Origin of the sequence: Nonomuraea indica (genome assembly GCF_002850745.1) — a bacterium.
Lineage (GTDB): Bacteria > Actinomycetota > Actinomycetes > Streptosporangiales > Streptosporangiaceae > Nonomuraea > Nonomuraea indica.
The window spans coordinates 176,071-202,019 of sequence record NZ_KZ559474.1; the positions used below are offsets into that span (position 1 = coordinate 176,071).

26 protein-coding genes are annotated in these 25,949 nt (G+C 73.2%); 10 read left to right on the top strand and 16 right to left on the bottom strand.

Translation table 11 applies throughout. From position 1 onward, the window contains the following. The 3 genes from CXR44_RS23165 to CXR44_RS23175 form a co-directional block, all read right to left on the bottom strand. The coding region (locus CXR44_RS23165; RefSeq protein ID WP_245899346.1) for a thiolase family protein at window positions 1-779 on the bottom strand (779 nt) is incomplete at its 3' end. Further along, window positions 776-1,405, bottom strand: coding sequence for a CoA transferase subunit B (locus CXR44_RS23170; protein ID WP_101788197.1), 630 nt, complete (start codon window positions 1,403-1,405; stop codon window positions 776-778). The genes CXR44_RS23165 and CXR44_RS23170, both read right to left, overlap by 4 nt. Then, window positions 1,402-2,178 carry a CoA transferase subunit A gene (locus tag CXR44_RS23175; RefSeq protein WP_101788198.1) on the bottom strand — a complete coding sequence of 259 codons (777 nt, stop codon included), beginning with the start codon at window positions 2,176-2,178 and terminating at the stop codon, window positions 1,402-1,404. Before CXR44_RS23175 ends, CXR44_RS23170 begins: the two co-directional genes overlap by 4 nt. A gap of 120 nt (window positions 2,179-2,298) precedes the next feature. Here CXR44_RS23175 and CXR44_RS41960 point away from each other — a divergent pair, with 120 nt between their 5' ends. Next, window positions 2,299-3,774 carry an IclR family transcriptional regulator domain-containing protein gene (locus CXR44_RS41960; protein ID WP_101788199.1) on the top strand — a complete coding sequence of 492 codons (1,476 nt, stop codon included), beginning with the start codon at window positions 2,299-2,301 and terminating at the stop codon, window positions 3,772-3,774. 67 nt (window positions 3,775-3,841) lie between these two features. On the opposite strand, the gene CXR44_RS23185 is transcribed toward CXR44_RS41960, so the two are convergent. The 4 genes from CXR44_RS23185 to CXR44_RS23200 all read right to left on the bottom strand — a co-directional run bounded on the left by CXR44_RS23185 (window position 3,842) and on the right by CXR44_RS23200 (window position 9,130). Continuing rightward, entirely contained in the window at window positions 3,842-5,245 is a 1,404-nt protein-coding gene (locus CXR44_RS23185; protein WP_101788200.1) for a class II fumarate hydratase, read from the bottom strand. Window positions 5,246-5,287: 42 nt separating this feature from the next. Next, window positions 5,288-7,249: a serine/threonine-protein kinase gene (locus tag CXR44_RS41735; protein ID WP_101788201.1), complete on the bottom strand. Its 1,962-nt coding sequence runs from the start codon at window positions 7,247-7,249 to the stop codon at window positions 5,288-5,290. Window positions 7,250-7,284: 35 nt separating this feature from the next. Continuing rightward, window positions 7,285-8,451, bottom strand: a complete 1,167-nt coding sequence (locus tag CXR44_RS23195; RefSeq protein WP_101788202.1) for a serine/threonine-protein kinase — start codon at window positions 8,449-8,451, stop codon at window positions 7,285-7,287. 70 nt (window positions 8,452-8,521) lie between these two features. Further along, window positions 8,522-9,130, bottom strand: coding sequence for a superoxide dismutase (locus CXR44_RS23200; RefSeq protein ID WP_101788203.1), 609 nt, complete (start codon window positions 9,128-9,130; stop codon window positions 8,522-8,524). A gap of 586 nt (window positions 9,131-9,716) precedes the next feature. On the opposite strand from CXR44_RS23200, the gene CXR44_RS23205 reads away from it, so the two are divergent. Further along, a complete protein-coding gene (locus CXR44_RS23205) occupies window positions 9,717-9,905 on the top strand; it encodes a DUF5999 family protein (protein WP_101788204.1) in 189 nt (62 codons plus the stop codon). A 187-nt stretch (window positions 9,906-10,092) separates the two neighbouring features. Here the strand turns inward: CXR44_RS23205 and CXR44_RS23210 are convergent, their stop codons facing one another. Continuing rightward, the gene (locus tag CXR44_RS23210; RefSeq protein ID WP_101788380.1) at window positions 10,093-11,745 is read right to left on the bottom strand and encodes a fumarate hydratase; all 1,653 of its coding nucleotides are present in this window, start codon (window positions 11,743-11,745) and stop codon (window positions 10,093-10,095) included. Between the two features lie 199 nt (window positions 11,746-11,944). Here CXR44_RS23210 and pdxR point away from each other — a divergent pair, with 199 nt between their 5' ends. The 3 genes from pdxR to CXR44_RS23225 are packed head-to-tail and all read left to right on the top strand — an operon-like array spanning window position 11,945 to window position 15,133. Beyond that, window positions 11,945-13,336 carry a MocR-like pyridoxine biosynthesis transcription factor PdxR gene (gene pdxR / locus CXR44_RS23215; protein ID WP_101788205.1) on the top strand — a complete coding sequence of 464 codons (1,392 nt, stop codon included), beginning with the start codon at window positions 11,945-11,947 and terminating at the stop codon, window positions 13,334-13,336. 49 nt (window positions 13,337-13,385) lie between these two features. After that, window positions 13,386-14,324 (top strand): Gfo/Idh/MocA family protein, encoded by a 939-nt coding sequence (locus CXR44_RS23220; RefSeq protein ID WP_101788206.1) that lies wholly within the window; start codon window positions 13,386-13,388, stop codon window positions 14,322-14,324. After that, entirely contained in the window at window positions 14,321-15,133 is an 813-nt protein-coding gene (locus tag CXR44_RS23225) for a TIM barrel protein (protein WP_101788207.1), read from the top strand. The genes CXR44_RS23220 and CXR44_RS23225 overlap by 4 nt, the downstream gene beginning before the upstream one ends. Window positions 15,134-15,215: 82 nt before the next feature. On the opposite strand, the gene CXR44_RS23230 is transcribed toward CXR44_RS23225, so the two are convergent. Then, complete coding sequence (locus CXR44_RS23230; protein ID WP_101788208.1) at window positions 15,216-16,382, bottom strand: MFS transporter; 1,167 nt, start codon at window positions 16,380-16,382, stop codon at window positions 15,216-15,218. Between the two features lie 77 nt (window positions 16,383-16,459). Continuing rightward, the gene (locus CXR44_RS23235; RefSeq protein WP_101788209.1) at window positions 16,460-17,128 is read right to left on the bottom strand and encodes a DUF998 domain-containing protein; all 669 of its coding nucleotides are present in this window, start codon (window positions 17,126-17,128) and stop codon (window positions 16,460-16,462) included. Window positions 17,129-17,224: 96 nt separating this feature from the next. On the opposite strand from CXR44_RS23235, the gene CXR44_RS23240 reads away from it, so the two are divergent. Further along, on the top strand, window positions 17,225-17,869 hold the full coding sequence (locus CXR44_RS23240; protein ID WP_144070056.1) for a DUF1707 SHOCT-like domain-containing protein: 645 nt from the start codon (window positions 17,225-17,227) through the stop codon (window positions 17,867-17,869). 32 nt (window positions 17,870-17,901) lie between these two features. Here CXR44_RS23240 and glpX read toward each other — a convergent pair whose 3' ends face one another. The 3 genes from glpX to CXR44_RS23255 form a co-directional block, all read right to left on the bottom strand. Further along, window positions 17,902-18,936 carry a class II fructose-bisphosphatase gene (gene glpX, locus CXR44_RS23245; RefSeq protein WP_101788211.1) on the bottom strand — a complete coding sequence of 345 codons (1,035 nt, stop codon included), beginning with the start codon at window positions 18,934-18,936 and terminating at the stop codon, window positions 17,902-17,904. Between the two features lie 84 nt (window positions 18,937-19,020). Continuing rightward, window positions 19,021-19,950 carry an AraC family transcriptional regulator gene (locus CXR44_RS23250; RefSeq protein WP_101788212.1) on the bottom strand — a complete coding sequence of 310 codons (930 nt, stop codon included), beginning with the start codon at window positions 19,948-19,950 and terminating at the stop codon, window positions 19,021-19,023. A gap of 8 nt (window positions 19,951-19,958) precedes the next feature. After that, window positions 19,959-20,483 carry a zinc-binding dehydrogenase gene (locus tag CXR44_RS23255; protein ID WP_101788213.1) on the bottom strand — a complete coding sequence of 175 codons (525 nt, stop codon included), beginning with the start codon at window positions 20,481-20,483 and terminating at the stop codon, window positions 19,959-19,961. Window positions 20,484-20,699: 216 nt separating this feature from the next. Here CXR44_RS23255 and CXR44_RS23260 point away from each other — a divergent pair, with 216 nt between their 5' ends. From CXR44_RS23260 to CXR44_RS23270, 3 genes are all read left to right on the top strand, one after another. Further along, entirely contained in the window at window positions 20,700-21,308 is a 609-nt protein-coding gene (locus tag CXR44_RS23260) for a TetR/AcrR family transcriptional regulator (RefSeq protein ID WP_101788214.1), read from the top strand. Between the two features lie 11 nt (window positions 21,309-21,319). Further along, entirely contained in the window at window positions 21,320-21,847 is a 528-nt protein-coding gene (locus tag CXR44_RS23265) for a DUF4245 domain-containing protein (protein ID WP_101788215.1), read from the top strand. Between the two features lie 62 nt (window positions 21,848-21,909). Further along, window positions 21,910-22,155 (top strand): exodeoxyribonuclease VII small subunit, encoded by a 246-nt coding sequence (locus tag CXR44_RS23270; RefSeq protein WP_101788216.1) that lies wholly within the window; start codon window positions 21,910-21,912, stop codon window positions 22,153-22,155. Between the two features lie 11 nt (window positions 22,156-22,166). Here the strand turns inward: CXR44_RS23270 and CXR44_RS23275 are convergent, their stop codons facing one another. The 3 genes from CXR44_RS23275 to CXR44_RS23285 all read right to left on the bottom strand — a co-directional run bounded on the left by CXR44_RS23275 (window position 22,167) and on the right by CXR44_RS23285 (window position 24,880). Then, window positions 22,167-22,580 carry a nitroreductase family deazaflavin-dependent oxidoreductase gene (locus tag CXR44_RS23275; protein WP_101788217.1) on the bottom strand — a complete coding sequence of 138 codons (414 nt, stop codon included), beginning with the start codon at window positions 22,578-22,580 and terminating at the stop codon, window positions 22,167-22,169. Between the two features lie 98 nt (window positions 22,581-22,678). Beyond that, on the bottom strand, window positions 22,679-23,914 hold the full coding sequence (xseA, locus tag CXR44_RS23280) for an exodeoxyribonuclease VII large subunit (RefSeq protein WP_101788218.1): 1,236 nt from the start codon (window positions 23,912-23,914) through the stop codon (window positions 22,679-22,681). A gap of 27 nt (window positions 23,915-23,941) precedes the next feature. Continuing rightward, the gene (locus tag CXR44_RS23285; RefSeq protein ID WP_101788219.1) at window positions 23,942-24,880 is read right to left on the bottom strand and encodes a hypothetical protein; all 939 of its coding nucleotides are present in this window, start codon (window positions 24,878-24,880) and stop codon (window positions 23,942-23,944) included. 100 nt (window positions 24,881-24,980) lie between these two features. Here CXR44_RS23285 and CXR44_RS23290 point away from each other — a divergent pair, with 100 nt between their 5' ends. Continuing rightward, a complete protein-coding gene (locus tag CXR44_RS23290; protein WP_219601962.1) occupies window positions 24,981-25,949 on the top strand; it encodes a 4-hydroxy-3-methylbut-2-enyl diphosphate reductase in 969 nt (322 codons plus the stop codon).

Genomic DNA, 25,949 nt, shown 5'->3' on the forward strand with positions numbered 1-25,949 from the left:
GGCTCGCGCCCGCCGAGCCCGGCCTCGTCGGTGAGCAGCAGCGCCGCCGCCCCGTCGTTGAGCGGCGAGGAGTTGCCCGCGGTGACCGTGCCGCCCGGCCGGAAGACCGGCTTGAGCCGGGCCAGCGCCTCCAGGGAGGCGTCCTCGCGGATGCCCTCGTCGCGTGACAGCTCGCCGACGGGGACGATCTCGCGGTCGAACGACGCCTTGGCCGCCTTCTGGTGGCTGGCCAGGGCGAAGGCGTCCTGCTCGGCGCGGGTGATGCCGTGCCTGTCGGCGATCAGCTCGGCTCCCTCGCCGAGCGGCACGGTGTGCTCCTCCGGCATCCGCGGGTTGACCAGCCGCCAGCCGAGCGTGGTGGAGACGAGCTCCTGCCCGCCGGCGGGGAAGGCCCGGTCGGGCTTGGGCAGCACCCACGGGGCGCGGGTCATCGACTCCACGCCGCCCGCGATCACCACCGAGGCGTCGCCCAGGGCGATCGACCGGTACGCCTGGACGACGGCCTCCATGCCGGAGCCGCACAGCCGGTTGACCGTCGCTCCGGGCGTGGTCACCGGCAGCCCGGCGAGCAGCGCCGCCATGCGGGCGACGTTGCGGTTCTCCTCGCCCGCGCCGTTGGCGTTGCCCAGGATCACCTCGTCGGCGTGGTCGAGTCCGGTCCGCTCGGCCAGCGCCCGGACGACGTGGGCGGCCAGGTCGTCGGGGCGCACGCCGGCGAGCGCCCCGCCGTACCGGCCGATCGGGGTCCTGACCGAGTCGACGATGTAGACGTCCTTCATGCGATCACCTTCGCTGCCGTACGGTCGCGCAGCTCGGCCACGCTCACGCCGGGCGCGGTCTCCACGAGCACCAGCCCGCCGGCGGTCACGTCGAGGACGCCGAGGTCGGTGATCACGCGGTGGACGCACGCCCTGCCGGTGAGCGGCAGCGAGCACTCTTCGACGATCTTGGGGGAGCCGTCCTTGGCCACGTGGTCCATGACGACGATCACCCGGCGGGCGCCGTGGACCAGGTCCATCGCGCCGCCCATCCCCTTGACCAGTTTGCCGGGGACCATCCAGTTGGCCAGGTCGCCGCGGGCCGAGACCTGCATGGCGCCGAGCACCGCCACGTCGATGTGGCCGCCGCGGATCATCCCGAACGACAGGGACGAGTCGAAGAAGGACGCTCCGGGCCGCACCGTGACGGTCTCCTTGCCCGCGTTGATCAGGTCGGGGTCGACCTCGTCCTCGGTCGGGTAGGGGCCGACGCCGAGGATGCCGTTCTCGGAGTGGAGCACCACGTCCACCTCCGGGGGCAGGAACGACGGGATGCGGGTGGGCAGCCCGATGCCGAGGTTGACGTGGTCGCCGTCGCGCAGCTCGGCCGCGGCCCTGGCGACCATCTCGTCCCGTGACCAGCTCATGACGTCGGCACCGTCCCCGGCGCCGCGGAGACCGTACGCCGTTCGACGCCCTTGTCGGCGGCCTGCTCGGGGGTGAGGACGACCACCCGCTGCACGAACACGCCGGGCAGGTGCACCTCGTCGGGGTCCAGCTCGGTCAGCTCCTCGACCTCGGCGATCGTGACCCGACCGGCCATCGCCGCCACGGGGTTGAAGTTGCGGCTCGCCTTGCCGAACACCAGGTTGCCGTGCCGGTCGCCGCGCGCCGCGCGCACCAGCGCGAAGTCGGTGGTGATGCCGCGCTCCAGGACGTACCGCACGCCGTCGAACTCGCGCACCTCCTTGGGCGGGGAGGCCACGGCGATCGACCCGTCGGGGGCGTGGCGCAGCGGCAGGCCGCCGTCGGCGACCGGGGTGCCGACGCCCGCGGGGGTGTAGAAGGCGGGGATGCCGCACCCTCCGGCGCGCAGCCGCTCGGCCAGGCTGCCCTGCGGGGTCAGCTCCACCTCCAGCTCGCCCGCGAGGTACTGCCGGGCGAACTCCTTGTTGTCGCCGATGTAGGAGGCGGTCACCCGGGCGATGCGCCGCGCGGCCAGCAGGACGCCGAGGCCGCCGTCGTCCACGCCGCAGTTGTTGGACACCACGCTGATGCCGGTGGCTCCCGCGTCGTAGAGGGCCCGGATCAGCACGCTGGGGATCCCGCTCAGGCCGAAGCCGCCGACCGCGAACGACGCGCCGTCCCACACGTCCGCCAGTGCCTCCTCGGCGGTGGCGATCACCTTGCTGGTCCGCACGGCACTCCAGGTGTTCGTATAGTGAACTTTAGTTCACTACTCTCGCCGAGTATGCGCGGAACGGACGTCGCCTGTCAAAGTGCTCCCATCGGGTGACGAGCGGACTCACGAGGAGGACGGATGGAGCCGGCCGGTGCCTTCGAACGCGGCCTGGACGTGCTGCGCGTCCTGTCGGCCGACCCCGGGCGCCGGATGCGGGCGACCGACCTCGTACGCGCGACCGGCCTGGCCAGATCCACGGTGGACCGCGTCGTCGCCACCCTGGCCACCCTCGGCCACCTGCGGGTCGAGGACCGCGACGTGCTTCTCGCCGGCCCGCTGATGGAGCTCGGCGAGGCCTACCTCGCCTGCGGCGGCCTCGCCGAGGCTCTCGGCCCGCACGCGGACGCCCTCGCCGAGGCCCTCGACGAGACGGTCACGCTGGCCGTCCCGGACGGCGACGGCGTCCGGCTCGTCGGCTCGTACGCCCGGCGGCGCACGATGGCCATCGCCTTCCGGGTCGGTGACCTGCTTCCGGCCGACCGTTGCGCGGCGGGACCGGCGCTGAGAGACGCGTCCGCGCCGTGGACCGAGGGCGACCAGCTCATGGAGCCGGGACTGATCGAGGTGGCGGCGCCGGTGCGCGACGGCGACGGCAGGACGGTCTGCGCGGTCAGCGTCGTCAGCCACACCAGCAGGCACCCTCTCGCCGGCCTGCGCGCCCACGCCCTGCCCCGCCTGCGCGAGACGGCCACCACGATGGAGGCCGCCCTGCCCGCCCCGCCGCCCCCGCCGCCCCCGCGCGGTGCGGTGGCAGGGGCCGTGGGCGGCGCCTACCGTGCCACCAAGGACGAGCTGGGCGCCGTGTACCTGCAGTCGCTGGCCCGCGGCCTGGCCGTGCTGGTGGCGCTCGGCTCGACGCGCGGCGGGCTGACGCTCGCCGGGGCGGCCCGGGTGACCGGCCTGCCCCGGGCCACCGTCCGGCGGGCGGTCGTCAGCCTGGAACGGCTGGGATACGCGGCCCCCGAGGCGAACCGGTTCGTGCTGCTGCCGAGGGTGCTGGAGCTGGGGTACGCCCACCTGTCCGCGCGGAGCCTCGGCGAGATCGTGCACCCCCACCTGGCCGACCTGGTGGCGCGCGTCCACGAGTCGGCGTCGGTCGCGACGCTCTCGGGTGACGACGTCGTCTACGTGGCCCGGGTGCCCACGCGGAGCATCATGAGCGTCGACATCACCGTCGGCACCCGGTTCCCCGCCTACGCCACCTCGATGGGCCGCGTCCTGCTCGCCGGTCTGCCCGACGGGCGGCTGTCCGGGATCGATCCGAAGCCGCTGACCAGCCGTACGGTCGCCTCGCCCGGCGAGCTGGCGGCGGCCGTACGGCGGGCGCGCGCCGACGGGTACGCCCTCGTGGACCAGGAGCTGGAGGAGGGCGTCCGGTCCATCGCCGTGCCCGTCCACGACCGGGCCGGCCGGGTCGTCGCGGCGGCGAACGTGGCCACGCACGCCGGCCGCGTCACCGCCGACGAGCTGGTGCGTGACGTCCTGCCCGTCCTCGCCGAGGCCGCCGCCGCGATGACGGCGGACCTGGCGTACATCCGCCGCCCACTCCCGTAGACCCTTCTCCCCACCCTTCGGAACTCCGGCGGTCACGGCCGCACGGCCGTCCGCTGCCGGCGGGCTGTCAGCCTCGGTCGCCCGTGGCGGGACGGGTCATGGCGAGGACGTCGAGGACGGCGTCGAGCTGGGCCTCGGTGATGGTGCCGTTCGCGACGTGGCCGCGCTCGACGACCACCTCGCGGATGGTCCTGCGCTCCGCCAGGGCCTGCTTGGCGATCCGCGCGGCCTCCTCGTAGCCCACGTACCGGTTGAGCGGGGTGACGATCGACGGCGACGACTCCGCGTACTCGCGCAGCCGCTCCTCGTTGGCCGTGATCCCCGCCACGCAGCGGTCGGCGAGCAGCCGCGACACGTTCGCCAGCAACCGGATGGACTCCAGGATGTTGCGGGCGATCACCGGAAGCTGCACGTTGAGCTCGAACGTGCCGGAGGCGCCGGCGAACGTGATCGCCGCGTCGTTGCCGATGACCTGCGCCGCGACCATGGCCGTGGCCTCCGGAACGACCGGGTTGACCTTGCCCGGCATGATCGACGAGCCGGGCTGCAGGTCGGGGAGGTTGATCTCGCCCAGCCCGGCCCGGGGCCCCGACCCCATCCAGCGCAAGTCGTTGGCGATCTTGGTGAGGGAGACGGCCACCACCTTGAGCTGCCCCGACAGCTCGACGATCGAGTCCTGGGCGCTCTGCGCCTCGAAGTGGTCCAGCGCCTCGGTGAACGGGATGCCGGTCGCCTCGCGCAGCTTGGCGATGGCCTTCTCGGCGAAGCCGGGCGGGGTGTTGATGCCGGTGCCGACGGCCGTGCCGCCCAGCGGGAGCTCCAGGACGTGGCCGAGCGCCGAGCGCACCCGCACCACCCCGTGCTCGATCTGCGAGGCGTAGCCGCCGAACTCCTGCCCCAGCGTGACCGGGGTGGCGTCCATCAGGTGCGTCCGGCCCGACTTCACCACCTGGTCGAACTGGATGGCCTTGGCCCGCAGCGCCGCCGCCAGGTGTTCGAGCGAGGGCAGCAGGTGGTAGGTCACCTCGGTCGCCGCCGCCACGTGGATCGAGGTCGGGAAAACGTCGTTGGACGACTGCGAGGCGTTGACGTGGTCGTTGGCGTGGACGGGACGGCCGAGCCGCTCCTGGGCGAGGTGCGCGATGACCTCGTTGGCGTTCATGTTGGACGAGGTGCCGGAGCCCGTCTGGAAGACGTCGATCGGGAAGTGGTCGTCGTGCTCGTTCTCGGCGACGTCGGCCGCGGCCTGCGCGATGGCCTCGGCCAGGTCCTTGTCGATGACGCCCAGCTCGGCGTTCACCTCGGCGGCCACCGCCTTGATCAGGCCCAGGGCCGCGATGTGCGACGGCTCCAGCGGCCGTCCTGAGATCGGGAAGTTCTCCACGGCCCGCTGGGTCTGCGCGCGCCACCGGGCACCGGCCGGAACGCGGACCTCACCCATCGAGTCTTGTTCGATGCGGAACTCGCTCATGCCCCCAGTCTGTCCCACGCGGTCCGACACACGGCGGCCCGGTCAGCCGGACGACGCCACCGCCACGATCACGATCGCCATGATCACGGCCACGGCGGCGGCCATGGCGAGGATGAGCAGGCCCCTGCGGTTGCCCGAGGGGCGCTGCTCGGGACCGGCGATCGCGAACAGGTCGGTGCCCAGGCCGTGGGAGTCGGGCCGCTCGGGCAGCGGCTCGTGCGGGGGCCGGGCGCCGTACGGGTGCTGCTGCGCGCCGGGCGGAAGCGTCCCGGGCGGGCCCTGGCGCGGCCCGGGACGGGTGCCCGGCTGCCCGGCCGGCGGCGCGGGCAGCGGGTAGACCTGCTGGCCGGGCGAGCCGATGGGGTTGCGGTGAACCTGCACCCGCCGCGTGGTCATGGAGCCCTCGTCGTGCGGGGTGTGGGCCGGCGGGGCGGGGGGCCGCTGCGGCGCTCCGGCGGCAGGAGGGGGAGGCATCGGGGACTTCGGCCGCATCACGCTGACGGTCCGCTCCGGGTCCCAGTCGTCGCCCTCGGGCGGCCCGGGCGCGCGGGCCGGCGGGGGACCGCCGGGGGCGTCGGCCGGGCGCGGCAGCGACGCCGCGCCGGGACGCGCGTGCGGGACCGTGCCGGGACCGCGCCGACCGGGGTCCGGTCCGGGCGGGGCCGTGCCCGGACCGCGCTGGGCGGGGTCGGATCCGGGCGGGGCCGTGCCGGGGCCGCGCCGGCCGGGGTCTGATCCGGGCGGGACCGTGTCGTGGCCCGCCGGAGCCGGCTGCCCAGGCGGGGCCGCGGCGGGACCCGGCCGGGCGGGAGCGGGTTCGTGCGGGCCGGAGTGGAGGGGGCGCGAGGGACCGGCGTACCGGCCGCCCGGCTCGCCCGCGCCGGGCCCGCCCGGCGCGGGTCCGCCCGGCACCGCGGGCGCGTGCGGTCCGGCGGCCCCGTGCGGCGACGCGCCGGGGGCCCCGTACGGCGACGCGCCGGGGACCGCGTGCGGTCCTTGGCCCGCGTGCGGCGACGCGCCGGGGGCCCCGTGCGGTCCTTGGCCCGCGTGCGGTCCTTGGCCCGCGTGCGGCGAGCCGGGCCTCGCCCGGGACGGCGCGGCGGGATCGGTGTGCCTGGCATCGGCCACGGACATCTCCTGTTCAGGCAGGGCCTCGCCCGTGATGACAGGCATCTCGCTGGTCGGCGTGTCGGCGACCATGCGCAGCATCGTCTCCGCCTGGGCCGCGCTCAGGCGCTGCTTGTGGTCCTTGTTCAACAGCCCGTTCAGCACCGGCCGGAGCTGCCCGGCCTGCGTGGGCGGGTCGGCGTTCTCGCTCAGCAGCGCCGACAGGGTCTCGGCGATCGAGGACCGCTCGAACGCCGGACGCCCCTCCACGGCGAAGTAGAGCGTCGCCCCGAGCGACCAGATGTCGGACTCGGGGCCGGTGTAGTCGCCCCGTGCCCGTTCGGGGGCGGTGTAGCCGGGAGAGCCGATCACCATGCCGGTCCTGGTGAGCCGGGAGTCGCCCTCGGCGCGGGCGATGCCGAAGTCGGTCAGCACCACGCGGCCGGTCTCGGTGATCAGCACGTTGGCGGGCTTGACGTCGCGGTGCGTGATGCCCTGCGCGTGCGCGGCGCGCAGCGCACCGAGCAGGTCGACGCCGATCTCGGCCACCAGCCGGGGCGGCAGCGGGCCCTCCTCGTCGATGACCTGCTCCAGCGAGCGCGCCTCGACCAGTTCCATGATGATCCACGGGCTGCCCTCGTGGATGAGCACGTCGTGGATGGCCGCCACGGACGGGTGGCTGATGCGGGCGGCCAGACGGCCCTCGCGCACCATGCGCTCGCGCAGTTCGCTCCGCTGCTCCTCGGTGAGGCCCGGGTCCTGGCGGATCTGCTTGACCGCCACCTCGCGCCCGAGAGCGCGGTCGTGAGCGCGCCACACGGTCCCCATCGTCCCCCGCCCGAGCGGTGAGATCAGCTCGTAGCGCTCCGCGAGCAGGCGAGTCTGGTGTTCCGGCATGAGAAGAAGATAGCGATTCTCGGTTGGGAAGTGCTTTACCCGCGCTTGCGAAGTTCGCGCGGCCAGAAGCGCCTGGGGAGGCACATCTTTATCAGCACGGCCTTCACCCGGGCGTAAACGGACAGGGCGGGGTGAGGTTCGACGCGCCTGCGGTGCACTCCCTCGCCGGGCCTGCGTTCCTGCCGCGGCGGCGGGACGGTCTGGGCCCGCGTGCCGCGCGGGGTGTCGGGAGTGCGGGCGGGGGTCGTGCCGTTGGACAGCGCCGCCGCCGTCGCCTCCGCCCGGTGCAGCCCGCGGTGGGCGGGTCTGCGGGTGAAGGACGGCGCTGAGATCATCGGCCCCGGGCGCGTGGACCTGCGGGGCGCGAGCGGCTCCTCCGCCGAGCCGCCGGCCGCCACGCGGGCCAGCATGAGCGAGGCCCGGACCGAGTCGAGCCTGGTCTGCGGATCGATGCGGAGCAGCGCGTCGAGGACCGGCGCGAGCGGTCCGGCCTTGGTCATCGGGATCGGCTCGCCGCTGGTGAGCGCCGCCAGCGCGGCCGCGGCGGTGCGGCGGCCGTGCAGGCCCCGGCCCTCGACGGCGGTGTAGAGGGTCGCGCCGAGCGACCACAGGTCGGCGGCCGGACTCGCCTTGGCGCCGAGCACGCGTTCTGGAGCGATGTAGCCGGCCGAGCCGAGCACGATGCCGGCCTGGGTGATGGAGACGTCGCCCTCCAGCGCCGCCAGCCCGAAGTCGGTGAGCACCGCCCGATCCTCCGTCACCAGCACGTTGCTGGGCTTCACGTCGCGGTGCAGGATGCCCTTGGCGTGGACGGCGCGCAGCGCGCCGAGGATCTGCCGGCCGATCTCGGCGACGCGGCGGGGATGGAGCGGTCCGTCCTGCTGGACGAGCTGCTCCAGGGATCTGGCCTGGAGCAGCTCCATCACGATCCACGGCCGGTCGTCCTCGGTGACGACGTCGAAGACGGTGATGACCGACGGGTGCGCGACCATCGCGGTCGCCCTGCCCTCGCGCTCGGTGCGCGCGCACAGCTCGGCGCGCAGCTCCTCGTCGAGCACGGCCGGCAGCCGGACCTCCTTGACCGCGACGTAGCGGTCGAGCAGCTCGTCGTACGCCCGCCACACGGTGCCCATGCCGCCGCGTCCGACCGGTTCGAGGAGCCGGTAGCGCGCGGCGAGAAGGTAACCGGAGGGCGCACGCATGCCTGGCAGCTTACCTATTCGTGTAAACCGACCAGTAGAGGCCGGGCCGATAAAATGTTGCGAATCTGAGTCAACCCGGCTGACTCGTCACGTCAGCGAAGCGGGCCGCCACGTCCGTCCAGTTCACCAGGTCCCAGAGTTTGTGCACATAGTCGGGGCGCACGTTGCGATACTGCAGGTAGTAAGCGTGTTCCCAGGCGTCGAAGACGAGCAGCGGCGTGGTGTTCGCGCCGACGTTGCCGTGGTGGTCGTAGACCTGCTCGACCATGAGGCGGCGGCCCAGCGGCTCCCAGGCCAGCACGCCCCATCCGGAGCCCTGCACGGACGCCGTCGCGGCGGTGAGCTGGTTCCGGAACGCCTCGAACGTGCCGAAGTGCTCGTCGATGGCGTCGGCGAGTGCCCCGTCGGGCCGGTCGCCGCCGTCGGGGGAGAGGTTCTGCCAGAAGATCGTGTGCAGCACGTGGCCGGACAGGTTGAAGGCGAAGGTCTTCTCCAGGCCGACGAGGTTGCCGAACTCGCCCCTGTCGCGGGCCTCGGCGAGCCGTTCCAGCGTGTCGTTGGCTCCCTTGACGTACGCGGCGTGGTGCTTGGCGTGATGGAGCTCCAGGATCTCGCCGGTGATGGCGGGCTCCAGGGCGGCGTAGTCGTAGGGCATGTCGGGAAGGGCGTACTGCCCCATGGGTCCTCCTTGGTGATCGCTACGCCTTGGGACATTATTGCAACTAGGTCGCAACTGCATCAGTCTTGCGACCTAGGACCCGGTTGGACAGGATGGCGAGGGTCAGCCGGGTCCCATCGGCGCGGGCGGTCCGCCCGCGCCGATGCCCGTTTTTGTATTACTCGTGCATCTTTGTGCTGTTCGCCGGATTTCGTGGCGCCGTTCTTCGTCGCGTACTGCGTCTCAATACGCGGACGACGAGGTTAAACGGGTGGCATGCTGGCGACAGACGTTACTGACAGGAACTCTGGGGTTCGTCAGCGAGTTGTAAGGGTTGCGTAAGGGGGCGCGGGCAGAGTGAAGGTGCGAAAAGCGGCAGCCTCCCGACCGGCCGGAAAGTGTCGGTGCCGGTCGGCACGATGGGGGTATGCGCCAGCGACCATGACGGCTGTGGCTGGAAGGACGTGGTGAGGATGCGCCAGACCCGGATTCGGCCCAGGCCGCCCCGCAGGCCGGGTGGCGCGTCGCTCGACCTTCGCACGCCGTCGGGGCGTCAGTTGCCCTTTTGAGACTCCCACCACCAGGAGCGCCAGCTGAGAGGTGCACGATGTGCAGACACGTTCCCCCTTGCCCCGCCGCCGACTCACCCGACCGCGAGGCCTCCCACGTGATCGCGGCCCATCCCGACCAGGGGTGGAGTCTGTTGTGCAACGGCATCGTGCTCTTCGACGACACCGGCCTGCTGCTCCCTGACGGCACCACGGTGGCCCCCCACCGCGCCCCCGTCGCCGTCTGACCCCGCGACGACCGCGCCCGCCGCCCTCCACCGGTCCGGCGGCCGCCCGCCCGATCCCGCGCCCTGCCCCCCCGTCAGGGGCCGGCGTCGTTCCCCGCGACGCCGCACCGCGCGACCACGGCACGACCGGACGGCCGGGTGCGCACGCGGGCCCCGGCCGTGACGTCCAGGCTGAGCGGCCGACGCCTCAGCGGCGCCCGATGCTCAGCACCGGCCCCGTGCGGTCGGTGAAGAAGTCGTCACCCTTGTCGTCCACCACGATGAACGCCGGGAAGTCCTCGACCTCGATCTTCCACACCGCCTCCATCCCCAGCTCCGGGTACTCCAGGACCTCCACCTTCTTGATGCAGTCCTGTGCCAGCCGCGCGGCGGGCCCGCCGATGGAGCCGAGGTAGAAGCCTCCGTACTTCTGGCAGGCGTCCGTCACCTGCTGCGACCGGTTGCCCTTGGCCAGCATGACCATCGAGCCGCCGGCCGCCTGGAAGCGCTCGACGTAGGAGTCCATGCGCCCGGCGGTCGTCGGGCCGAACGAGCCGGAGGCGTAGCCCTCGGGCGTCTTGGCCGGGCCGGCGTAGTAGACCGCGTGGTCCTTGAGGTACTGCGGCATCTCGCCGCCGTTGTCGAGCAGCTCGGCGATCTTGGCGTGCGCGATGTCACGGGCGACCACGAGCGGGCCGGTGAGGGACAGGCGCGTCTTGACGGGATACTTCGTCAGCTCGGCCAGGATCTCGGGCATGGGACGGTTGAGGTCGATCGTGACGACGTCCTCGGAGAGCTGCTCGGAGGTGGTCTCGGGCAGGAACCGGGCCGGGTCGGTCTCCAGCTGCTCCAGGAACACGCCCTCCGCCGTGATCTTCGCCAGCGCCTGGCGGTCGGCCGAGCAGGAGACGGCGATGGCCACCGGGCAGGAGGCGCCGTGACGGGGGAGCCGGATGACGCGGACGTCATGGCAGAAGTACTTGCCGCCGAACTGGGCGCCGATGCCGAGCTTCTGGGTCAGCTCGAAGACCTTGGCCTCCAGCTCCAGGTCACGGAAGCCGTGCCCGGAGGGTGAGCCCTCGGTGGGGATGGAGTCGAGGTAGCGGGCGCTGGCGTACTTGGCCGTCTTCAGGGCGTACTCGGCCGACGTGCCGCCGACGACGACCGCCAGGTGGTACGGCGGGCACGCCGCGGTGCCGAGGGAGCGGATCTTCTCCTCCAGGAAGGCCAGCATGCGCTTCTCGTTGAGCACCGCCTTGGTCTCCTGGTAGAGGAACGACTTGTTGGCCGACCCGCCGCCCTTGGCCATGAACAGCAGCTTGTACTCGTCGGCGTGGCCGTGGGGGTCCTCGGCGTACAGCTCGATCTGGGCCGGCAGGTTGCTGCCGGTGTTCTTCTCCTCCCACATGGTCAGCGGGGCCATCTGGGAGTAGCGCAGGTTGAGACGCGTGTAGGCGTCGTAGACGCCGCGCGAGACGTGCTCGGCGTCGCGCCCGTCGGTCAGCACGTGGCGGCCCCGCTTGCCCATGACGATGGCGGTGCCGGTGTCCTGGCACATCGGCAGCACGCCGCCGGCCGAGATGGAGGCGTTCTTCAGCAGGTCGAGCGCGACGAACCGGTCGTTCCCGCTCGACTCGGGGTCATCGATGATCTTGCGCAGCTGCGCCAGGTGCGACGAGCGCAGATAGTGGGAGATGTCGTGCACGGCCGTCTCGGTGAGCAGGCGCAGCGCCTCGGGCTCGACCTCCAGGAACGTGCGGCCCGCCGCCTCGACCTTCCGCACCCCCTCCGACGTGATCAGCCGATACGTGGTCTCGTCGGCGCCCAGCGGGAGAAGGTCGGTGTAGTCGAACTCGGCCATGCCCATCCTTTCGGTTTCCCAAAGGGTACGCCCCCGCGCCCGCGGGCCCGTACCGGCCGTCGGCCGGCGTGCCCACCAGGAACGTCGCGCTCTCCGCGCCCGCCACACCGTCGCCAGGAGAAATCCACACGGAAAGGGATGCTAGGAAGGCAATGGTTCCGGCGAACCGGCCGATCGCGTTGTGGTTGAGAGGACCGACATGGCCGAGCTGTACGTGCCGATAGATCACACGCGGGGCGGCATCGCGGGGCAGGTCGCCGCCGGGCTGCGCGAGGCCGTCCGCCGCGGGCGCCTGGAGCCGGGCCGCCGCCTGCCCGCGAGCCGCGACCTCGCCGCCGACCTGGGCGTGTCGCGCGGGGTGGTGGTGGAGGCCTACGAGCAGCTCGTGGCGGAGGGGTTCCTCGTCTCGCGCGTCGGGTCGGGCACCCACGTGGCGCCCGCCGCCGGGCGCGGCGCGGCCGCCTCCCCGCCGGCGCCGGCGCGGGCGGGCGGTGACGGGTCGTTCTACGGGCATCGCGCCACCTCGCCCGATCTCGGCCACTTCCCGAGGGAGCGCTGGCTCGCCTCGCTCAGGCACGCCGTGACGACCATCCCGTCCGACGCCTTCGACTACGGCGATCCGGGCGGCGTGCCCGAGCTCCGCGAGGAGCTGGCCGGCTACCTCAGGCGGGTGCGGGCCGCCGACGTCGACCCGGCCAACCTGGTGATCGTGGGCGGCGTGGCCCAGGGCCTCAGCCTGGTGCTCCGTGCTCTCGCCCAGCGGGCGGGCGGGCTGCCCCTGGCGGTGGAGGACCCGGGCAGCCACCGGCAGGCGCCCCTGCTGCGCCGCGCGGGCGCCCGCCTGCTGCCCGTCCCGGTCGACGGCGAGGGCATCGACGTGGCGGCCCTGCGGGACCGGCCGGCGCGGGCGGTGCTGGTCACCCCCGCCCACCAGTACCCGACGGGCGTCGTGCTCTCGCCGGGCAGGAGGGCGGCGCTCGTGGAGTGGGCCCAGGAGACCGGCGCGACCGTCCTGGAGGACGACTACGACGCCGAGTTCCGCTTCGACCGGGACCCGGTCGGCTGCCTGCAGGGCCTGGCGTCCGGCCACGTGGTCCTGTCGGGCAGCGTCAGCAAGGCCCTCGCGCCCGGCCTCCGGCTGGGCTGGGTGGCGGCGCCCGCCGAGCTGGGGGAGGCGGTGCGGCGGGCCAGGGGCGAGCTGGACCTCGGCTCCCCGGTGGTCGAGCAGTACGCGCTGGCCCACTTCCTGCGCACCGGCGGCTACGACAAGCACCTGCGCCAGATGCGCCGCGAGTACCGCCGCCGCAGGGACGCCCTGGTCGGCGCCCTGGCCGAGCACCTGCCGCAGATCCGGGTGCGCGGCATCGAGGCGGGCCTGCACGCCTACCTCGACCTGCCCGCCGGCTGGGACGAGAGCCGGACGGCCGACGCGGCGCGGGCCCTCGGCCTGGTCGTCGAGCCGGTCGGCCCCATGCGCCACGCGCCGGGCCGCCCCGCGGTGGTCGTCGGCTTCGCGCGGCTGCCGGCGCACCGCGCGGAGGAGGCCGTGGTCGGGCTAAAGGTCAGAATGTCAGGACAAAGTATTGACTGAGCGAGAGCGTCTCGCTTAGAAAGAAAGCCACCCCTTCGTTGGAGGCGTCGTGCGTGTCGGACTGCTGGGCCTGGGCCGGATCGGAGCGTTCCACGCGGCCACCCTGGCCGCCCACCCCCTGGTCGACGAGCTGGTCGTCGCCGACCCCGTGCGGACCTCGCCGCACGGCCGGCCGGGCGACCCGTTCGACGCCGACGCCGTGGTCATCGCCACCCCGACCAGCACCCACGCCGAGCTGCTCGTCGAAGCCTGCCGCAGGGGCGTGCCCGCGTTCTGCGAGAAGCCCGCGGCGGTCGGCGTCAAGGAGACGCTGGAGGTGCTCGCGGCCAGCCGCGGCAACCGGGTGCGGATCGGCTTCCAGCGCAGGTTCGACGCCGGATACGTGCGCGCGGCCGCCGCGCTGCGTGACGGCGAGCTGGGCGAGCTGCACCGCGTCCACCTCGTCACCGCCGACCCCGCGCCGCCTCCCGCCGCCTACATCCCGCTGTCCGGCGGCATCTACCGCGACTGCCACATCCACGACTTCGACATCCTGCGCTGGGTGACCGGCCGCGAGGTGGACTGGGTGCACGCGGCGGGCGCCAACCGGGGCGCCGGCTTCTTCCGCGAGTCGGGCGACGTGGACAACAGCGCCGCCCTGCTCGGCCTCGACGACGGCACCCTCGTCACGCTGCAGGGCTCCCGCTACAACGGCGGCGGCTACGACGTGCGCATGGAGCTGGCCGGCACCGAGGGCACGCAGGTGGTCGGCCTCGGCCCGCGCGCCCCGCTGCGCTCGGCCGAGGGCCTGCAGCCACCGGGAGAGCCGTGGCCCGACTTCGTGACCCGTTTCCAGCAGGCGTACGTGGACGAGATCGACGGCTTCCTGCGCGACGACCCGCGCCTGTGCTCGGTCGAGGAGGCGCTGGCCGCGCTGTACGTCGCCGAGGCCGCCGAGCTGTCGCGCCGCGAGGGCCGTCCCGTCCAGGTGGCGGAGGTGCGGGCATGAGGCTGGCCGGAGCGCCCATCTCCTGGGGCGTGTGCGAGGTCCCCGGCTGGGGCCACCAGCTCCCGCCGGAACGGGTGCTGGGCGAGATGCGCGAGCTGGGTCTCACCGCCACCGAGCTGGGCCCCGAAGGGTTCCTGACACCCGCGCTCATCGCGTCGTACGGGATGCGCGCCGTGGGCGCCTTCGTGCCCGTCGTCCTGCACGATCCCGGCCACGACCCGCTGCCCCGCATCCCGCCGGTCGAGGGCATGCTCGTGCTGGCCGCGGCCACCGGCCGGGACGGCTACGACGAGCGCCCCGACCTGGACGAGACCGGCTGGGCCACCCTGCTGGCCAACCTCGACCGGATCGCCGCCGAACACGGCCCGGACGTCGCGCTGCACCCGCATGTCGGCACCATGGTCGAGACCCGTGACGAGGTGAGCAGGGTGCTCGACGGCAGCACGGTCCCGCTCTGCCTGGACACCGGCCACCTGCTGATCGGCGGCACCGACCCGGCCGAGCTGGTGCGCCGGGCGGCCGGCCGGGTGTCGCACGTCCACCTCAAGGACGTCGACGCGCGGCTCGCCGCGCGCGTCTCCAGCGGGGAGCTGACCTACACGCAGGCCGTGCGCGCGGGCGTCTACCGCCCGCTCGGGCAGGGCGACGTGGACATCGCCGGCATCGTGGCCGGCCTCGACGCGAGCGGCTACCGGGGCTGGTACGTCATGGAGCAGGACGTCGTCCTCGCCGGCCCCGGCGACCGTCCCGCCGACGACGTCCGGCGCAGCCTCGCCTACCTGCGCTCCCTTGCCCAGCGACGCGCCTAGCGACACGCCCAGCGGCGCCCCCCCGCGCACCCCCGCGCACCCCGCGACGCACCCGGCGATGCACCCCGGCCGCGCCCGGCTGCTAGCCGCGCGCGGTGGCCCCGCCCCTGACCGCCGGCTCGAAGCCCCTGGCGAGCACCACGATGACCGCCGCCAGCACGAGCGGCGCCCCGAAGGCCACCCGCATGTCGGTGGCGTCCGCGATGCCGCCGACCAGCGCCGCCCCGACGATGAAGCCGACGTAGTTGAACAGGTTGACCCGCGCGACGGCCACGCCCGTGCCCGCCGGGTCCAGCCGCCCCGCGGCCGAGAACGACTGCGGGGCCACCACCGCCAGGCCCATCCCGGTCAGCCCGAACGCGACGACGGTCAGCGGCAGGTTCGGGGCGAGCACCACGCCGAGGAACCCCAGCGTCGCGATGGCGCCGCCGATCCGCACGATCGCGGCCGGCCCGTACCTGCGGACCGCGACGTCGCCGCCCAGCCGGATGACCAGCGTCGCCCCCTGGTAGGCGGCGTAGGCGAGCGGCACCACGGCCGGGCCCGCCGCCATGACGTCCTGCATGAAGACGGTGCTGAAGTTCGACACCGCGGCGTCGCCGACGTACAGGAAGGCCATCGCCAGGCAGAGCGGCATGATGGGCCGCCACGGCTGGCGGCCGGTGACCGGAAGCGTCGACTCGGTCTTCTCCTCCTGGAGCGTGCACAGCCTCGGGCCGGCGTACAGGGAGGCCGCCACCGCCAGCGCCATCGGCACTCCCATGATCACGACCAGGTCGAGCGAGGCCGCCCACGACGCCCACAGCGCCCCGGCCAGGCTGAACACGCTCCACATGCTGTGGAAGCCGTTGAGCACGGCCCGGCCGTACCTGCGCTCGACCGCCACGCCCTGCATGTTGATGCCCGCGTCCACCGCGCCCACCGCCAGGCCGAACAGCAGGAGCGCGACGAGGAGCACCGGCACGTCCGGGGCGACCCCCGCGAGCATGACCGCCGCCGCGACGACGGGCTGGGCGACCCGCAGCATGAGCTTGCTGCCCCTGCGATGGGCGAACGAGCCCGCCGCCAGGCTGCCCACCCCGGCGAAGACGGGCACGACGAGCAGCAGCAGCGTGAGCGAGCCCTCGTCGAGACGGTGCCTGTCCTGCAGGGTCGCGGTCTGGACGAGCAGGGTCGCGAACGACAGGCCCTGCACGGCGTAGGCGACGAACGTGGCGATGCGTGCCTGGCGGTCGCGGGGGGACGACACGGAGGCCTCCAGTGGGGGGGTGCAGAAAGGTGAGGCGCGGTCAGGTTAGTGCGTCGGCTGGTCCCCCCGCCAGGCGTCTAGCGTTCGGGTTCCACGGCCACGGCGGCGGGCACCGGCTGCCGCCCGGCGACCGGCTGCCTGCGGGCCGCGAACACCCCCAGCGCCACCAGGGCCGCCACCTCCGTCACCGCCAGCCCCCGCTCCACCAGCCCGAGCGGCATGACGCGATACCACGGCAGCCCGCTCTCCGCCCCCACCAGCACCATCGCGCCGATGCCGGCCACCCACAGCACCGAGCACACGCCCAGCCCGAAGGCCACCAGCGCGTCCCGGCGCCGCTCCGCGTGCCGCCACGGCCGGGCGATGACCACCGCCGCCAGCGGCAGGCTGAGGAACGCGACGAGGCTGCCCACCCGATGGATGTGGCCGTCCACGCTGGGCCCCACCGACCAGTCGTGCTTGGGAAAGTACGCCACCACGAACAGCCCGGCGCTCCACGCCATCAGCGCGACCGTGCCGAACACCCCGGCCAGCCGGGTGCGCGCCAGCGCGACGCCGATCGCCACCGACCCCGCCGCCAGCAGCGCCACGGCCACGCCGAACACCCACCCCTGCTCGCCCAGGCCGTGCTCGCTGATGGTCCGGCGCAACGGGTTCATCCGGTCCAGGCTGGCCAGGTCGAGCGCGGCGATCACCGCCGCGCCGGCGCCCACCGCGCCGAGTCCCCATCGCGCCGCCTGCTGCACGAGCGCCTCCCCTGATCGACGGTCCTCGGGGGAGGAACGGTCGCGCGACCCCGTGGATTCCGCTGACTGCGGCGAACGCCGGTTATCGTCGGAGGTGTGAACGAGCGCCAGAGTTCTTGGCTCCCCCGCCTGCAGGAGGCCGGTGAGCGGCTAGCCGAGGAGTGGATCAGCGCGCGCCGCCCGCGGTCCGACGCCCCGGCGCCCCGCGAGCTGCGCGCCTCCGACGACGACCGCGAGCGCATCGCCCAGGTGCTGCAGGCCGCCCACGCCGACGGCCGGCTCACCATGGAGGAGTTCGAGGAACGGCTCGGCACCGTCTACGCCGCCCGCACGCTCGGCGAGCTGGCCGAGGTGACGATCGACCTGCTCCCGGCCGAGCAGCAGCCGCTGAAGCTCGACGGCCGGCCGGTGTCGGCGTTCTTCAGGAAGGAGGAGCGCGACGGCCGCTGGGTGGTGCCGGCCGAGCTGGACGTCACCGCGATGTTCGGCGTGACCAAGCTCGACCTGCGCGACGCCATCCTGCAGAACCACCGCGTCGTCATCAACGCCACGCTCGTCTTCGGCGGGCTGGAGATCCACGTGCCCGAGGGCCTGGAGGTGGTGCGCGTCGCCAAGGGCCAGACCGTCCGGCTCACCAAGCAGCCGACGGAGCCGGACGCCCCGGTCGTCGAGGTGCGCACCACCAACTTCGTGGGCGACATCAAGGTCAAGGAGCCGCCCAGGCGCAGGCGCCGCCGCTGAGCGGCGGGCCGGACCCGGCGACGTCGCGGAGCTCAGCCCGCGGTGTCGAAGTTGATCGCGCTGTAGGCGCGCAGCTTCCACAGCTGGTGCTCGCTGTCCACCCGGCGGATCGTGCCCGAACGCCCCCGCATGACCAGCGAGCTCGTCATCGCCACGCCGCGGCTGAACCGCACACCCTGCATCAGCTCGCCCTGGGTGATGCCCGTCGCCGCGAAGAACACGTCGTCGGAGCGGACCAGGTCGTTCGTGGTGAGCACCTGGCTCAGGTCGTGGCCCGCCTCGATCGCCTTGGCGCGCTCGGCCTCGTCGCGCGGCCACAGCTTGCCCTGGATCACACCGCCCAGGCACTTGAGCGCGCACGCGGCCACGATGCCCTCGGGCGTGCCGCCGATGCCCAGCATGAGGTCGATGCCGGTGCCCTGCCGGGCCGCCATGATGGCGCCCGCCACGTCGCCGTCGGTGATGAACTTGATGCGCGCCCCCGTCTCCCGGATCTCCTTGACGAGCTGCTCGTGCCGGGGACGGTCGAGGATGACGACGGTGACGTCGGACGCCGAGCAGCCCTTGGCCCGGGCGACCGCGTTGATGTTGACGGCCACGGGCGCCTCGATGTCGACCACGTCGGCCGCCTCCGGGCCGGTCACCAGCTTCTCCATGTAGAACACCGCGGACGGGTCGTACATCGAGCCGCGCTCGCTCACCGCGATCACCGAGATCGCGTCGGGCATGCCGAGCGCGGTCAGCCGGGTGCCGTCGATGGGGTCGACCGCCACGTCGCACTCCGCGCCGGTGCCGTCACCGACCCGCTCGCCGTTGAACAGCATCGGCGCGTGGTCCTTCTCGCCCTCGCCGATGACCACCACGCCGTTCATGGAGACCGTGTTGATGAGCTGGCGCATCGCGTTCACCGCCGCGCCGTCGGCGCCGTTCTTGTCGCCCCTCCCCACCCAGCGGGCGGCGGACATCGCGGCCGCCTCGGTGACGCGGACGAGCTCGAGCGCGAGGTTGCGGTCGGGCGCGTGCTCGCCGGTGGCCAGCGCCGCGGGAACGGACGTCTGATCGGACATGGACAGGCCTCCTCCTGGACAAACTGCTTCGATGGTAGTTGCGTACCCTCGGCCACGGCGGTCATGGGTGCCGCGGGGCAGCGGCTAGGCGGCCCTGGCCTGCCGGCGGTAGCCGCCGGGGGGGACGCCGTACTCCCGTTTGAACGCCTTGGCGAGCGCGAACTCCGTGCTGTAGCCCGTCCGGGCTGCGACCGTGGTCAGCGGCACGTCGGAGTCACGCAGCAGCTTGGCCGCCAGCGTCAGGCGCCAGCGGGTCAGGTACGCCATGGGAGGCTCGCCGACCAGAGCGGTGAACCTCCTGGCGAAGGCGGCGCGCGACAGCCCGGACCGCGCGGCCAGCGCTTCGACCGTCCACGAGGCGGAGGGCGCCTCGTGGACGGCGGCCAGCGCCGGGGCGACCGCGGAGTCGCGCAGCGCGGCGGACCAGCCCTCGCCGTCGGCGGGCTGCTCGGCCAGCCAGGCGCGCAGGATGTACAGCAGCAGCGCGTCGATCAGCGCGGGCACGATGCCCTCCGAGCCGATACGCGGATTCTCCAGCTCCGCGCCGAGCAGCTCGACCGTGGCCCTCAGCTCGGCGTGGCGGCCGTGCCGGGTGGGCAGGTGGATCACCTCGGGGAGCTGCCGCACCAGCGGATGGGGCCTGACCATGTCGAGGTGGTAGTTGCCGCACAGCAGGCTCGTACGGCTGCCGTCGCCGCCGAGCACGACGGAGCCGATCGGCGGGGTCCTCGTGTAGCACTCCGGGGCCGGCACCTCGCCCGGCGTGCTGGGGTGGTCGGCCAGGACGAAGTGGGCGCCGCTGCGCAGGAACACCACGTCACCGGCGCCCATCGGGAGCGGCTCCAGGTGCGGGGCGTCCACGGGGACGAGCCAGCACGAGCCGTACAGCACCACGTGGAAGCCGGCGCCCGCCGCGGGCGGCAGCCGCAACCCCCACGGCGCGCGGCCGTCGGTGCGGACGGAGGTGGGATGCCTGGTCCGCATCGACGCCAGCGCTTCGGTAAGGAGGTCCATGTGCCGCTTTATACCGTCAGCACGAGCTTGCCGCGGACCTGGCCCGTCCCCAGCACCTCGTGCGCCTTCGCGGCCTCCTCCAGCGGGAAGACCTGCTCGACATGCGGGCGGATCGCTCCGGCGTCGACCAGCTCGGCGATGGCCGCCAGCGCCGCGTGGTCCGGCTCGACCGACACCCCCGCGAAGTCGAGGGAGGCGGGCTTGAGTGCCACCTGGCGGGAGGGCGCGGCCACGTACTCGGCGTACCCCGTCGCGGCACGGGGGAAGAACGGCATGCCGAACACCTCGTCGCCCACCTTGTACCTGGCGCCGGGGGCCGCCTCCTCCACGACGCCGGAAATGTCCCAGCCGACCCCGAACGGCGGCTCGCCGAGCAGCGGGTAGGCGCCGGACCGCACGGTGGCGTCCACCGGGTTCAGAGCGCTGGCCCGCACCCGGACCAGGACCTCGCCGGACAGCGGCGTCGGCCGGTCGGCCTCGACGACCTGCAGGACCTCGGGACCGCCGAAGGACTGCTGGATGACGGCGCGCATGAAAAGCTCCTCAGTGGTTGCCGGTTTCGCAGCACCCAACCTAGGAACGCCGGCCCACGCGCAGAATGGCCCGCCGTCTCCGCCGCATGTCCGTGCGTCTCGCCGCGCGGCATTCCCGGAACACGGCCAGGCACACCGTGAACGCCGTCGCGGCCGGGCCGCCCCGGATGGCGGTTGCCCATGTATCCCCGGACAGCGGAGGATAATGTGCCTGCCATGAGCAGCGATGTCGAACGGCCGGTCACCGCCCGCACCTCCGAGCGCGGCGCGGCGACCCGCGCCGCGCTACTCCAGGCGGCCCGGGAGGTCTTCGTCTCCAAGGGCTTCGCCGAGGCGGGCGTCACCGACGTGGTGAGCCGGGCCGACGCCAGCGTCGGCAGCCTCTACCACCACTTCTCCGGCAAGGCCGACCTCTACCTCACGCTGTTCGAGGAGTTCCAGGCCAAGCAGAGCCGGCGCACCAAGCAGGCCGTCCGCGAGGCTCGGGCCGAGGGCGAGAACGATCCGATGCGGGTCTTCCTCCGGGCCGCCCGCGCCTACCTCGACGGCTGCCTGGAGGACCGCGAGCTGGCCGCGCTGTTCCTGCGCGGCGACGGGCCGCCCGGCTTCGAGGTGGTCATGCGCGACCGGCTGCGCAAGTGGGCCGAGCTCAACGCCACCCTCTTCGAGAACGAGGACGCGCTCGTGGTCGTCGTCACCGGCGCGCTCGCGGCGGCGGTCAACGAGGTGGTCCGCACCGGCGACCGCAGGCTGGCCGACGACGTGCTCGCCATCATGGGCCGGATCCGTCCGGCCGCCTCGGCGACCGGTCCCGTCAGCGGGTAACCTCGCGAAGTGTGCGACGGTTCACCGATGGGTTCTACGGCTACGCGGTAGCCCTGTTCGTCTGTCTGGCGGCGGGGGGCTGCTTCCTGCTCGTCAACCAGGGCGGCGAGGAGCACATCCCCAGGCGCGACTACTCGATCACCGTCGCCAACTTCGGCCACACCGTGCCCTACCAGGTGTGGGCCCCCGCGAAGGACCCGGCCGGCTGGATCCCCAACAGCAACCGGATCGCCAAGGGCGACAACGGCGCGCAGGTGCTCTACCTGGGCTACGCCACGGCCGAGCGCGAGCACGTGATGTTCGTGCAGAGCGACGAGAAGCCCGCCGCCGAGTTCGCCAACCGCATGGCCAACTCCAACCAGGCCGTCGGCACCCAGCAGGTCGGCGGCCAGACGTGGGAGCGGCGCTTCCGCGAGGACAAGAAGCAGCGCTCGCTGGTGCGCGTGCTCCCCGACGTCACCCTGGTGATCACCGGCACGGCCGACTGGCCGGAGCTGGGCCAGTTCGCCGCGGTCCTGCAGCAGCGGCCCAAGGGCTGACCGCGCCCCCGCCCGGCGGGCCACGGCGACGCCCGCCGGCATCTGACCCTAGGCTGGGTGCCGTGGCAGACGACACCTCAGACAAGGCACCCTCGTACGAGCAGGCCCGGGAGGAGCTGACCGAGGTGGTGCGCCGCCTGGAGACGGGCGGGCTCACCCTGGAGCAGTCGATCGAGCTGTGGGAGCGCGGCGAGAAGCTGGCCGCCATCTGCGAGGAGTGGCTGCAGGGCGCCCGGGTCAAACTCGCCGCCGCGATGGCCCGGCGGGCCGACGCGGGCGCCGTACGCGACGACGACGCCCCCTTCTGAGCCGCCTGTCCTCAGGCGGGCAGCCGCTCCAGGACGACCACCGGGATGCGGCGGCTGGTCTTCGCCTCGTACTCGGCGAAGCCGGCGGCCTGTTCGACCATCCGGGCGTAGAGCCGGTCGCGCTCCTCGTCGTCGGCGAACGCCGCCTTCACCACGAACGTCTCCGTGCCGACCTCGGCCGTCGCCTCCGGGTTGGCACGCAGGTTGTGATACCAGGCCGGGTGGCGGTCGGAGCCCGCGTTCGAGGCGATGACGACGTACCGGTCGCCGTCCTTCAGGTACATCACGGGGGTGGTGGTGAGCTTGCCGCTCCGGGCGCCCGTGGTCGTGAGCAGCAGCAGCTGCGAGCCCTCGAACATCCCTCCGACCCGGCCGCCGTTGGCGCGGAACTCCTCGATGATCTGCTTGTTGAAGTCACTGGACATGCCGGGCTCCTTGTGCGCGGAAGTCTCCACCCGTCGGCCGGGTGGAGCCGTTTCCCCGCTACAACCGGGTCAGGAGGCGCGGGTGTTCCCGGAAGGGATCAGAGGTTCTCGGGAGGCCCGGCGTCCGGGTCGCGTGGCTCGGCGCGGACCGTGAGACGGTCGTCGGTCAGGCGGATCGTCAGCAGCGCTCCCGGCGGCACGTCCTTGGCGAGCCGCACCACCTCGCCCGAGAGGTCCTGCACGATGGCGTAGCCACGTTCGAGCGTCGCCGCCGGTGACAGCGACACGAGCCGGGCGCGCAGGTGCGTCAGAGAATCCTCGGCCCGGTCGAGGGAGCCCGTCAGCGAGCGCCGGGCCCGCTCGCGCAGCGCGTCGACCTGCTCGGCGCGGCGTTCGAGCTCGCGTACGGGGTCGGCGAGCGACGGCCGGGACCGGACGGACGTCAGCCACGACATCTCACGGTCGAGCCAGCCGCCCAGCACCCGCCGCCCCCGGTCGCGGAGCTGGCGCACCAGCGTGAGCTGCTCGCCCACGTCGGGGACGACCTTCTTGGCGGCGTCGGTCGGCGTGGAGGCGCGCACGTCGGCCACCAGGTCGAGCAGCGGGCTGTCCTGTTCGTGGCCGATCGCGCTCACCACCGGCGTGCGGCACCCGGCCACCGCGCGCACCAGCGTCTCGTCGGAGAACGGCAGCAGGTCCTCCAGGGAGCCGCCGCCGCGGGCGATGACGATCACGTCGACCGACGCGTCGGCGTCGAGCTTGCGCAACGCCTCGGTGACCTCGCCGACCGCGTACGGGCCCTGGACGGCGACCTCCTCCACCTTGAACCGCACGGCGGGCCAGCGGCGGCGGGAGTTCTCCAGGACGTCGCGCTCGGCAGCGGAGTCACGCCCGCAGATCAGCCCGACCGTCCCGGGCAGGAACGGCAGCCGCCGCTTGCGGTCGGTGTTGAACAGCCCCTCGGCGGCCAGCAACTGCCGCAGGCGCTCCAGCCGCGCCAGCAGCTCGCCGACGCCGACCGGGCGGATCTCCAGCGCGGTGAAGGCGAACGAGCCCCTGTTGACCCAGAAGTCCGGCTTGACGTGCACCACGACCCGCGCCCCGTCGGCGGGGCGCGGCACGGCGGCCTCGTAGACGCCGCGCGGAGCGGTGACCCGGGCCGAGACGTTGGCCACCGGGTCGCGCAGCGTGAGGAACACCGTGCCGCCGCGCGCGCTCAGGTCGGTGATCTGGCCCTCGACCCAGACCGTGCCCAGCTTGCCGATCCAGCCGCCCACCATCTGCAGGACCGTGCGGATCGGCAACGGGGACTCGGGTGTGGTCTTCGTGGTCATGCCCGAAGACTACGGTGCCCCGGGCGACTATTCCCCTGCCTGCAGCTTGGCGAGGCGGTTCTCGAACATCCGGACCACCTCGGGGCGCTTGGCCGTGGCCTGCTCGTAGGCGAGGAGGTCGGAGATCTGCTCGGCGGACTTGCCGCGCATGCGGGCGCGCAGGGAGGCCACGGTCAGGTCGCCGTACCCGGGCAGCGGCTCCACCAGACCGATCACCTCCGGCTTGGCCGCCGCCGGTGCGGTCTCCGCCTTCGGCTCGGGGGTCTCGGTCTCGGCGGTCGCCTTGGGCTTGGTCCCGGCCTTCGGCTTGGCGGCCGAGGTCCTGGCCCTGGCGGGCGTCCTCGGCTTCGCGGCCGCCTTCGCCGGGGTGACGGGCTGCTCGGCGAGCTCCTGGGCGGGCTCCTGCCCGGCCGTCTCCGTGACCGCCTTGGTGGTCGCCTTGGCGGCGGCCTCGAGGGGCGTATCGGGCGCCTTCGTCCCGGCGCCCTCGTCCGCGCCGACGACGGCCGCGGGCTCGGTGACGACGGGCTCGGCCTTCTTGGGCTCGGGCTCGACAGCGGGCTCGACAGCGGTGGGCTCGGCGGAGGTGGGCTCGGCGGAGGTGGGCTCGGTCGCGGCGGGCTTCGCGGCGGGGGAGAAGATGACCGGTTCCGGCTTGTCCTTCTCCGTGCCGTTCGGCTCGGACTTGCTCGACGGGCGCGGCGCGAAGATGACCGGCTCCCTGCGTGCGGGCCTGTCCTCGGCGGCCGTGACGGCGGCCTGGTCGTCGGCGGGACGGGAGTCGGCGTCATCGGCCTTGTCCTTGCCGCCCAGACCCTTGATGGAGTTCTTCATCCGGTCCACCAGCAGCATCGCCTGCCCGGCTGCGCTCAGTGTGCCCTGGACGACCATGAGGGGGAGTTCTTTGGCCTTCTCCTTGTCGGTGACGGTCTTGGCGATGTTGCGTATCACGTCGCTGAGGGACATGACGTCTCCCTGGGAGGTCAGTAGTGGACGGCCAGTGTGGCAAACGGCGGGCTCGGCCGCACGCACGGGCCTCGTGGCCGCTCCACGTAGCATAAGAACTATGGAGCCCCAGTCCCGCAACCGCCGAGTCCTCGTAGCCAAGCCACGTGGTTACTGTGCCGGAGTCGACCGAGCCGTCGTGGCGGTCGAGAAGGCGCTGGAGCAGTACGGCGCACCGATCTACGTGCGCAAGCAGATCGTGCACAACACCCACGTGGTCAAGACGCTGGAGGCCAAGGGTGCCGTCTTCGTCGAGGAGACCGAGGAGGTGCCCGAGGGCGAGATCGTCGTCTTCTCCGCGCACGGCGTCTCCCCGGCCGTGCACGGCGAGGCCAAGGAGCGGGGGCTGCGCACCATCGACGCCACCTGCCCGCTGGTGACCAAGGTGCACAACGAGGCCAAGCGGTTCGCCGCCCAGGACTACGACATCCTGCTCATCGGGCACGAGGGCCACGAGGAGGTCGAGGGGACCTCCGGCGAGGCCCCCGACCACATCCAGTTGGTCGACGGGCTCGACTCGGTGGACAGGGTCCGGGTGAAGGACCCGGGCAAGCTGGTGTGGCTGTCGCAGACCACGCTGTCGGTCGACGAGACCGAAGAGACCGTCGCGCGGCTCAAGGAGCGCTTCCCCACCCTCATCGACCCGCCCAGCGACGACATCTGCTACGCCACCCAGAACCGCCAGGTCGCGGTGAAGGAGATCGCCGCCGAGGCCGAGCTGGTCATCGTGGTCGGCTCCGACAACTCCTCCAACTCCAAGCGCCTGGTCGAGGTGGCCCTCGACCACGGCGCCGACGCCTCCTACCTGGTCGACAACGCCTCCTTCATCCAGGACGCCTGGCTGGAGGGCGTCACCACGGTCGGCGTGACGAGCGGCGCCTCGGTGCCGGAGGAGCTGGTGGAGGGCGTGCTGGCGCACCTGGCCGAGCGCGGGTTCGCCGACGTCGAGCAGGTCGAGTCGGTGCCGGAGAGCATGCGCTTCGCGCTGCCCCACGAGCTGCGCAAGGACCTGCGCGCCCCGGTCGCCTGA

Excerpts from the sequence above, each read along its gene's own strand:
- CXR44_RS23170 (WP_101788197.1), bottom strand. The coding sequence starts at position 1,405 with ATGAGCTGGTCACGGGACGAGATGGTCGCCAGGGCCGCGGCCGAGCTG.
- CXR44_RS41960 (WP_101788199.1), top strand. The coding sequence starts at position 2,299 with ATGGAGCCGGCCGGTGCCTTCGAACGCGGCCTGGACGTGCTGCGCGTC.
- CXR44_RS23185 (WP_101788200.1), bottom strand. The coding sequence starts at position 5,245 with ATGAGCGAGTTCCGCATCGAACAAGACTCGATGGGTGAGGTCCGCGTT.
- CXR44_RS41735 (WP_101788201.1), bottom strand. The coding sequence starts at position 7,249 with ATGCCGGAACACCAGACTCGCCTGCTCGCGGAGCGCTACGAGCTGATC.
- CXR44_RS23195 (WP_101788202.1), bottom strand. The coding sequence starts at position 8,451 with ATGCGTGCGCCCTCCGGTTACCTTCTCGCCGCGCGCTACCGGCTCCTC.
- CXR44_RS23200 (WP_101788203.1), bottom strand. The coding sequence starts at position 9,130 with ATGGGGCAGTACGCCCTTCCCGACATGCCCTACGACTACGCCGCCCTG.
- CXR44_RS23205 (WP_101788204.1), top strand. The coding sequence starts at position 9,717 with ATGTGCAGACACGTTCCCCCTTGCCCCGCCGCCGACTCACCCGACCGC.
- CXR44_RS23210 (WP_101788380.1), bottom strand. The coding sequence starts at position 11,745 with ATGGCCGAGTTCGACTACACCGACCTTCTCCCGCTGGGCGCCGACGAG.
- pdxR (WP_101788205.1), top strand. The coding sequence starts at position 11,945 with ATGGCCGAGCTGTACGTGCCGATAGATCACACGCGGGGCGGCATCGCG.
- CXR44_RS23225 (WP_101788207.1), top strand. The coding sequence starts at position 14,321 with ATGAGGCTGGCCGGAGCGCCCATCTCCTGGGGCGTGTGCGAGGTCCCC.
- glpX (WP_101788211.1), bottom strand. The coding sequence starts at position 18,936 with ATGTCCGATCAGACGTCCGTTCCCGCGGCGCTGGCCACCGGCGAGCAC.
- CXR44_RS23250 (WP_101788212.1), bottom strand. The coding sequence starts at position 19,950 with ATGGACCTCCTTACCGAAGCGCTGGCGTCGATGCGGACCAGGCATCCC.
- CXR44_RS23255 (WP_101788213.1), bottom strand. The coding sequence starts at position 20,483 with ATGCGCGCCGTCATCCAGCAGTCCTTCGGCGGTCCCGAGGTCCTGCAG.
- CXR44_RS23260 (WP_101788214.1), top strand. The coding sequence starts at position 20,700 with ATGAGCAGCGATGTCGAACGGCCGGTCACCGCCCGCACCTCCGAGCGC.
- CXR44_RS23275 (WP_101788217.1), bottom strand. The coding sequence starts at position 22,580 with ATGTCCAGTGACTTCAACAAGCAGATCATCGAGGAGTTCCGCGCCAAC.
- xseA (WP_101788218.1), bottom strand. The coding sequence starts at position 23,914 with ATGACCACGAAGACCACACCCGAGTCCCCGTTGCCGATCCGCACGGTC.
- CXR44_RS23285 (WP_101788219.1), bottom strand. The coding sequence starts at position 24,880 with ATGTCCCTCAGCGACGTGATACGCAACATCGCCAAGACCGTCACCGAC.
- CXR44_RS23290 (WP_219601962.1), top strand. The coding sequence starts at position 24,981 with ATGGAGCCCCAGTCCCGCAACCGCCGAGTCCTCGTAGCCAAGCCACGT.